The organism is Streptomyces sp. NPDC002795 (assembly GCF_042888725.1).
Taxonomy (GTDB): Bacteria; Actinomycetota; Actinomycetes; order Streptomycetales; family Streptomycetaceae; genus Streptomyces.
This window is the reverse complement of the sequence record NZ_JBIAQB010000009.1, coordinates 443,401-450,750: the sequence shown is the minus strand read 5'-3', so window position 1 is coordinate 450,750 and position 7,350 is coordinate 443,401. Positions and strand designations below refer to the sequence as shown.

Below are 7,350 nucleotides of genomic sequence, written 5' to 3'. Positions count from 1 at the left end.
CCGCCCCCCCGTGGCCCCCCCCGGGGGCCCCCCCCCCCCTTTGCTTCCCGCCTCCGCCCCGGAGCCACCCCACCACTACAAACACACCCGATCGGGGGGGGGGGGGGGCCCGGCCCCCCCCACCCCGCTTATCGAGGACTTCTTATGAGGTTCAGCGCAGGAACGGATCCACCGCGATCGCCACGAACACCAGCGACACATAGGTGATGGACCAGTGGAACAGCCGCATCTCCTTGAGCTTCGCACCGCTGACCTCGGCCTTGGCCCGGCTCTGCAGACCGTGCGCCTCCCACAGCCAGAACCCGCCGGCCAGCAGCGCGACCGCCGTGTAGAACCAGCCCGTGTAACCGAGCGGCTGGAGCAGCAGCGACACCGCGACCATCACCCAGCTGTAGGCGACGATCTGCTTGGCCACGACCTTGTTGGAGGCGAGGACCGGAAGCATCGGCACGCCCGCGCGCACGTAGTCGTCCTTCACCTTCATGGAGAGCGGCCAGTAGTGCGGCGGCGTCCAGAAGAACATGACCCCGAAGAGGATGACCGGCGCCCACGACATGGAGTTCGTGACCGACGACCAGCCGATGAGGACGGGCAGACAGCCCGCGATGCCGCCCCACACGATGTTCTGCGCGGTCCGCCGCTTCAGGATCATCGTGTAGACGACTACGTAGAAGAGCAGTGCGCCCAGGGACAGCCAGGCCGACAGCCAGTTCACCGCGAAACCGAACAGCAGCGTCGAGATCACCGCGAGGGCGATACCGAAGGCCAGGCACTCCTTCGGGCTGACCATGCCGGTGACCAGCGGACGCTGCGACGTGCGCTCCATGAGCGCGTCGATGTCGCGGTCCCACCACATGTTCAGGGCGTTGGCACCGCCCGCCGACAGATAACCGCCGACACAGGTGATCAGCACGAGCCAAAGGTCGGGCACACCCTGTTCGGCAAGGAACATCACCGGAACCGTGGTGATGAGAAGCAGCTCGATGATCCGCGGCTTGGTCAACGCCACGAACGCCTTGATGCGGGCCCCGAACGGCCGCTGGCCCCGACTGCTGCTTGTCAGCGCTCCCGCTGGACGGGATTCGACGGCCGTCACGCACACCCCTGACAGAGACTCCAGCGAGCCCCCGATGCGGACCACTTGATGTGAAGTCCCGGTAAAGCTCGCGCGTACCACGCCACTCTAGACGTTGCCCATACCCAGCCCTTCGCGGGGGTGGGTCGTGTTGGCCCGCATGCCGTAACGCCCCTTCACACCCCTCTTTGGGAGCCCGTCCGGATGAGCATTTCCGGCTACGGATGAGCCCCCATCTGAGCGGCCGCGTATTCACGTGTCGAAAGCACGCCGATCGGCGTCAGGAGGCGGATCCGACAGACTCCCGGCAGTCTGGAATGAGTCGAAAAAAAGCACGTTCCAGCGAGGGTAGGCTCGACAACGGCTGGTGACAGACGTCACCGGCATGAGACATGTGGAGAGGAGCCCTGACCCAGGGTGAGCACCAAGCCGACCACCACAGACTTCGAGTGGACCGATGTGGACCAGCGGGCCGTTGACACCGCGCGCGTCCTGGCCGCCGACGCCGTACAGAAGGTCGGCAACGGCCATCCCGGTACGGCGATGAGCCTGGCCCCGGCCGCGTACACCCTCTTCCAGAAGGTGATGCGGCACGACCCGGCGGACGCCGACTGGGTCGGGCGGGACCGCTTCGTCCTGTCCGCGGGGCACTCGTCCCTGACCCTCTACATCCAGCTCTACCTGGCCGGCTTCGGCCTGGAGCTGGACGACCTGAAGGCGTTCCGCACCTGGGGCTCGCAGACGCCGGGCCACCCGGAGTACGGGCACACCACCGGCGTGGAGACCACCACGGGCCCGCTGGGCCAGGGTGTCGCCAACGCGGTGGGCATGGCGATGGCCGCCCGCTACGAGCGCGGCCTGTTCGACCCGGAGGCCGCTGCCGGGGAGAGCCCGTTCGACCACTACGTGTACGCGATCGCCGGTGACGGCTGCCTCCAGGAGGGCATCTCCGCGGAGGCCTCCTCCATGGCCGGTCACCAGCAGCTCGGCAACCTGGTCCTGCTGTGGGACGACAACCACATCTCGATCGAGGGCGACACCGAGACGGCCGTCTCCGAGGACACCTGCAAGCGCTACGAGGCGTACGGCTGGCACGTCCAGCGTGTGGCCCCGAAGCCGGACGGCGACCTGGACCACGAGTCGATCTACAACGCCATCGAGGCCGCCAAGGCCGTGACGGACAAGCCGTCGTTCATCGCGATGCGCTCGATCATCGCCTGGCCGGCCCCGAACGCGCAGAACACCGAGGCCGCGCACGGCTCGGCGCTCGGCGACGACGAGGTGGCCGCCACCAAGCGCGTCCTCGGCTTCGACCCGGAGAAGTCCTTCGAGGTCTCCGACGAGGTCATCCATCACACGCGCGGCGCCCTGGAGCGCGGCGCGCAGGCCAAGGCCAAGTGGGACAAGCAGTTCGCCGAGTGGCGCACCGCCAACCCGGAGCGCGCCGCCGAGTTCGACCGCGTCAACGCGGGCGAGCTGCCCAAGGGCTGGGAGGAGAAGCTCCCCGTCTTCGAGACCGGCAAGGGTGTCGCCACCCGTGCCGCCTCCGGCAAGGTGCTGCAGGCGCTCGGCGGTGTGATCCCCGAGCTGTGGGGCGGCTCCGCCGACCTCGCGGGCTCGAACAACACGACGATCGACAAGACGTCGTCGTTCCTGCCGAAGGGCAACCCGCTGCCGGAGGCCGACCCGTACGGCCGCACCATCCACTTCGGCATCCGCGAGCACTCCATGGCCGCGGAGATGAACGGCATCGCGCTGCACGGCCACACGCGTATCTACGGAGGCACCTTCCTGGTGTTCTCCGACTACATGCGCAACGCCGTGCGCCTGTCCGCGCTGATGTCGCTGCCCGTCACCTACGTGTGGACGCACGACTCCGTCGGCCTCGGTGAGGACGGCCCGACGCACCAGCCGGTCGAGCACCTCGCTTCGCTGCGCGCCATCCCCGGCCTCAACGTCGTCCGTCCCGCGGACGCCAACGAGACGGCGATCGCCTGGCGCGAGATCCTGCGCCGCGGCAAGAAGGAGTACGGCGTCTCGCACCCGCACGGCCTGTCGCTGACCCGTCAGGGCGTGCCGACGTACGACGCCAACGAGGACACCGCCAAGGGCGGCTACGTCCTCGTCGAGGCCTCCAAGGCGACGCCCGACCTGGTCCTGATCGCCACCGGCTCCGAGGTGCACCTGGCCGTCGACGCCCGCGAGCAGCTCGAGTCCGAGGGCATCGCCACCCGCGTCGTATCCATGCCGTGTGTCGAGTGGTTCGACGACCAGGAGCAGGGGTACCGGGACAGCGTCCTGCCGCCCGCCGTGAAGGCGCGCGTCGCCGTCGAGGCCGGGATCGGTCTGACCTGGCACCGCTTCGTCGGGGACGCCGGACGCATCGTTTCGCTGGAGCACTTCGGCGCGTCCGCGGACGGCAAGGTCCTCTTCAAGGAGTTCGGCTTCACTGCGGAGAACGTGGTCGCCAAGGCCAAGGAATCTCTCGCCGCGGCCCAGCGCTGACGCCCATACACGACACGTAGGAGATGCAATTTCCATGACAGACGCACTGAAGCGCCTCTCCGAGGAAGGCGTGGCGATCTGGCTGGACGACCTGTCGCGCAAGCGGATCACGTCCGGCAACCTCGCCGAACTGATCGACGAGCAGCACGTCGTGGGCGTCACCACCAACCCGTCGATCTTCCAGAAGGCGATCTCCAGCGGTGACGGTTACGAGCAGCAGCTCGCCGACCTCGCCGCCCGCAAGGTCACCGTCGAAGAGGCGATCCGCATGATCACGACGGCGGACGTCCGCGACGCCGCCGACATCCTGCGCCCGGTCTTCGACGCGACGGGCGGCCAGGACGGCCGCGTGTCGATCGAGGTCGACCCGCGCCTGGCGCACAACACCAAGGCGACGGTCGCCGAGGCCCGGCAGCTCGCGTGGCTGGTGGACCGGCCGAACACGCTGATCAAGATCCCGGCTTCCAAGGCGGGCCTGCCCGCGATCACCGAGACGATCGGCAACGGCATCAGCGTCAACGTCACGCTGATCTTCTCGCTCGAGCGCTACCGCGAGGTCATGGACGCCTACCTCGCCGGCTTGGAGAAGGCCAAGGCCAAGGGCCTCGACCTGTCGACGATCCACTCGGTCGCCTCGTTCTTCGTGTCCCGCGTGGACGCCGAGATCGACAAGCGGATCGACGCGCTCGGCACGGACGACGCCAAGGCGGCGCGCGGCAAGGCCGGCCTCGCCAACGCGCGGCTCGCCTACGAGGCGTACGAAGAGGTGTTCGGCAGCGACCGCTGGGCCGCGCTCGACAAGGCGCAGGCCAACAAGCAGCGCCCGCTGTGGGCCTCGACGGGCGTCAAGGACAAGGCGTACAAGGACACCCTGTACGTCGACGACCTGGTCGCTCCCGGCACGGTGAACACCATGCCGGAGGCCACCCTGGAGGCGACGGCCGACCACGGCCAGATCACCGGGAACACCATCGCGGGCACGTACGACCAGTCCCGCAAGGAGATCGAGGCCGTCGAGAAGCTGGGGATCTCGTACGACGAGGTCGTGCAGCTTCTGGAGGACGAGGGCGTCGAGAAGTTCGAGGCGGCCTGGACCGACCTGCTGAAGTCGACCGAGGCGGAGCTCAAGCGCCTCGCCCCCTCGGAGGGCTGATCCCTTGACCGCACACGGAGCGAACAGCAATCCGCTCCGTGACGCCGCCGACCGACGGCTCCCGCGCATCGCGGGGCCGTCGGGCCTGGTGATTTTCGGCGTTACGGGCGATTTGTCACGTAAGAAGCTGATGCCCGCCGTTTATGACCTCGCGAACCGGGGTCTGCTCCCGCCCGGCTTCTCGCTCATCGGGTTCGCCCGTCGCGAGTGGCAGGACGAGGACTTCGCGCAGGAAGTGCACGACGCGGTCAAGCAGCACGCGCGCACACCGTTCCGCGAGGAGGTCTGGCAGCAGCTCATCCAGGGGATGCGCTTCGTCCAGGGCAACTTCGACGACGACGACGCGTTCGAGCAGCTCAAGGCGACCATCAACGACCTGGACAAGTCGCAGGGCACGGGCGGCAACTTCGCGTTCTACCTCTCCGTACCCCCCAAGTTCTTCCCGAACGTGGTCCAGCAGCTGAAGAAGCACGGCCTCGCGGACGCCCCCGAGGGCTCCTGGCGGCGCGCCGTCATCGAGAAGCCCTTCGGCCACGACCTCGCCTCCGCCAAGGACCTCAACGCGATCGTGCACGAGGTGTTCGACCCGGACCAGGTGTTCCGGATCGACCACTACCTCGGCAAGGAGACCGTCCAGAACATCCTGGCGCTGCGCTTCGCCAACCAGATGTTCGAGCCGATCTGGAACCGGTCCTACGTCGACCACATCCAGATCACGATGGCCGAGGACATCGGCATCGGCGGCCGTGCCGGCTACTACGACGGCATCGGCGCCGCCCGCGACGTCATCCAGAACCACCTGCTCCAGCTGATGGCGCTGACCGCCATGGAGGAGCCCGCCTCCTTCGACGCGGACGCGCTCGTCGCCGAGAAGGCCAAGGTGCTCGGCGCGGTGAAGCACCCGAAGGACATCGGCCGCGACACGGTGTTCGCGCAGTACGCGGCCGGGTGGCAGGGCGGCGAGAAGGCCGTCGGCTACCTCCAGGAAGACGGCATCGACCCGAAGTCGAAGACCGACACGTACGCGGCCATCAAGCTGGAGGTGGACAACCGCCGCTGGGCGGGCGTGCCCTTCTACCTGCGTACGGGCAAGCGTCTTGGGCGCCGGGTCACCGAGATCGCCGTCGTCTTCCAGCGCGCGCCGCACTCCCCCTTCGACCACACGGCGACGGAGGAGCTGGGGCAGAACGCGATCGTGATCCGCGTCCAGCCGGACGAGGGCATCACGGTCCGCTTCGGCTCGAAGGTGCCGGGCACGTCGATGGAGATCCGGGACGTGTCGATGGACTTCGCGTACGGCGAGTCCTTCACGGAGTCGAGTCCCGAGGCGTACGAACGGCTCATCCTGGACGTCCTGCTGGGCGACGCCAACCTCTTCCCGCGTACGGAGGAGGTCGAGCTGTCCTGGAACATCCTCGACCCGATCGAGGACTACTGGGACGAGCACGGCAAGCCCGCGCAGTACCCGTCCGGTACGTGGGGGCCCGCAGAGGCGGACGAAATGCTCGCACGAGACGGACGGAGCTGGCGCCGGCCATGAAGATCGACCTCACGGACACCACCTCCAGCAAGATCAACAAGGCGCTCGTCAAGGGCCGCCGCGCCATCGGCACACCCGCCGTCGGCATGGTGCTGACCCTCGTCATCGTCACCGACGAGGAGAACGCCTACGACGCCCTGAAGGCCGCCAACGAGGCCTCGCGCGAGCACCCCTCGCGCACCCTCGTGGTCATCAAGCGCGTCTCGCGCTCCCCCCGCGACCGTACGAAGTCCCGGCTCGACGCCGAGGTTCGCGTGGGCGCCGAGGCGGGCACCGGCGAGACCGTCGTCCTGCGGCTGTACGGCGAGGTGATCAACCACGCCCAGTCGGTCGTCCTGCCGCTGCTGCTGCCCGACGCCCCGACGGTGGTCTGGTGGCCCGTGGACGCGCCGCTGGACCCCGCGAACGACCCGCTCGGCGCGCTGGCCCAACGCCGCGTCACGGACACGTACGCGGCCGAGCAGCCGGTTCACGAGCTGGAGGCCAGGGCCGAGTCCTACGCCCCCGGGGACACCGATCTGTCGTGGACCCGGATCACGCCGTGGCGCTCGATGCTGGCCGCCGCGCTCGACCAGGTGACCTGCGACGTCACCTCGGTCGAGGTCGAGGGCGAGGAGTTCAACCCGAGCTGCGAGCTGCTCGCGATGTGGCTCGCGGACCGGCTCGACGTCCCGGTGCGGCGCAGCCTGTCGGCGGGCCCGGGCCTTACCGGCGTACGCCTGGAGTCCACCTGCGGCCCGATCGTCCTCGACCGGGCCGACGGCACTCTCGCCACGCTCTCCATCCAGGGCCAGCCGGACCGCGCGGTCGCGCTCAAGCGCCGCGAGACGTCCGAGCTGATCGCGGAGGAGCTGCGCCGGCTCGACCCGGACGACACGTACGCGGCCGCGCTGCGGTTCGGCGTGGACCGGCTGGGCGAGCCCGAGGGCCAGAAGACGGCGCCTGAGCCGGTGCCGTCGGCGGCCTCGACCGCTCCCGCGCAGGCGCCCGCCAAGAAGGCGGCCGCGAAGAAGGCACCGGCCGAGAAGGCCCCTGCCAAAAAGGCACCGGCCAAGAAGGCAACGACGAAGTGAGCGC

The 7,350-nt window shown here is 68.8% G+C and carries 5 protein-coding genes; 4 read left to right on the top strand and 1 reads right to left on the bottom strand.

Features of this window, described 5'->3' with window-relative positions; translation table 11 throughout:
- Positions 1–151: 151 nt before the first annotated feature.
- The gene (locus ACFYWS_RS28250; protein ID WP_389281077.1) at positions 152–1,102 is read right to left on the bottom strand and encodes a heme o synthase; all 951 of its coding nucleotides are present in this window, start codon (positions 1,100–1,102) and stop codon (positions 152–154) included.
- Positions 1,103–1,492: 390 nt separating this feature from the next.
- Between ACFYWS_RS28250 and tkt the strand changes: the two genes are divergently transcribed.
- Genes tkt through opcA form a run of 4 tightly spaced genes read left to right on the top strand, consistent with a single transcriptional unit; the run spans position 1,493 to position 7,346 of the window.
- Positions 1,493–3,580 (top strand): transketolase, encoded by a 2,088-nt coding sequence (tkt, locus tag ACFYWS_RS28245; protein WP_389281040.1) that lies wholly within the window; start codon positions 1,493–1,495, stop codon positions 3,578–3,580.
- Positions 3,581–3,614: 34 nt separating this feature from the next.
- Complete coding sequence (gene tal, locus ACFYWS_RS28240) at positions 3,615–4,733, top strand: transaldolase (protein WP_389281038.1); 1,119 nt, start codon at positions 3,615–3,617, stop codon at positions 4,731–4,733.
- Between the two features lie 4 nt (positions 4,734–4,737).
- On the top strand, positions 4,738–6,273 hold the full coding sequence (zwf, locus tag ACFYWS_RS28235) for a glucose-6-phosphate dehydrogenase (protein ID WP_389281037.1): 1,536 nt from the start codon (positions 4,738–4,740) through the stop codon (positions 6,271–6,273).
- On the top strand, positions 6,270–7,346 hold the full coding sequence (gene opcA / locus ACFYWS_RS28230; protein WP_389281035.1) for a glucose-6-phosphate dehydrogenase assembly protein OpcA: 1,077 nt from the start codon (positions 6,270–6,272) through the stop codon (positions 7,344–7,346). The genes zwf and opcA overlap by 4 nt, the downstream gene beginning before the upstream one ends.
- Positions 7,347–7,350: the final 4 nt, after the last annotated feature.

What these genes read in the sequence shown, in the direction of transcription:
- opcA (WP_389281035.1), top strand. Translation starts at nt 6,270, where the DNA reads ATGAAGATCGACCTCACGGACACCACCTCCAGCAAGATCAACAAGGCG.
- tal (WP_389281038.1), top strand. Translation starts at nt 3,615, where the DNA reads ATGACAGACGCACTGAAGCGCCTCTCCGAGGAAGGCGTGGCGATCTGG.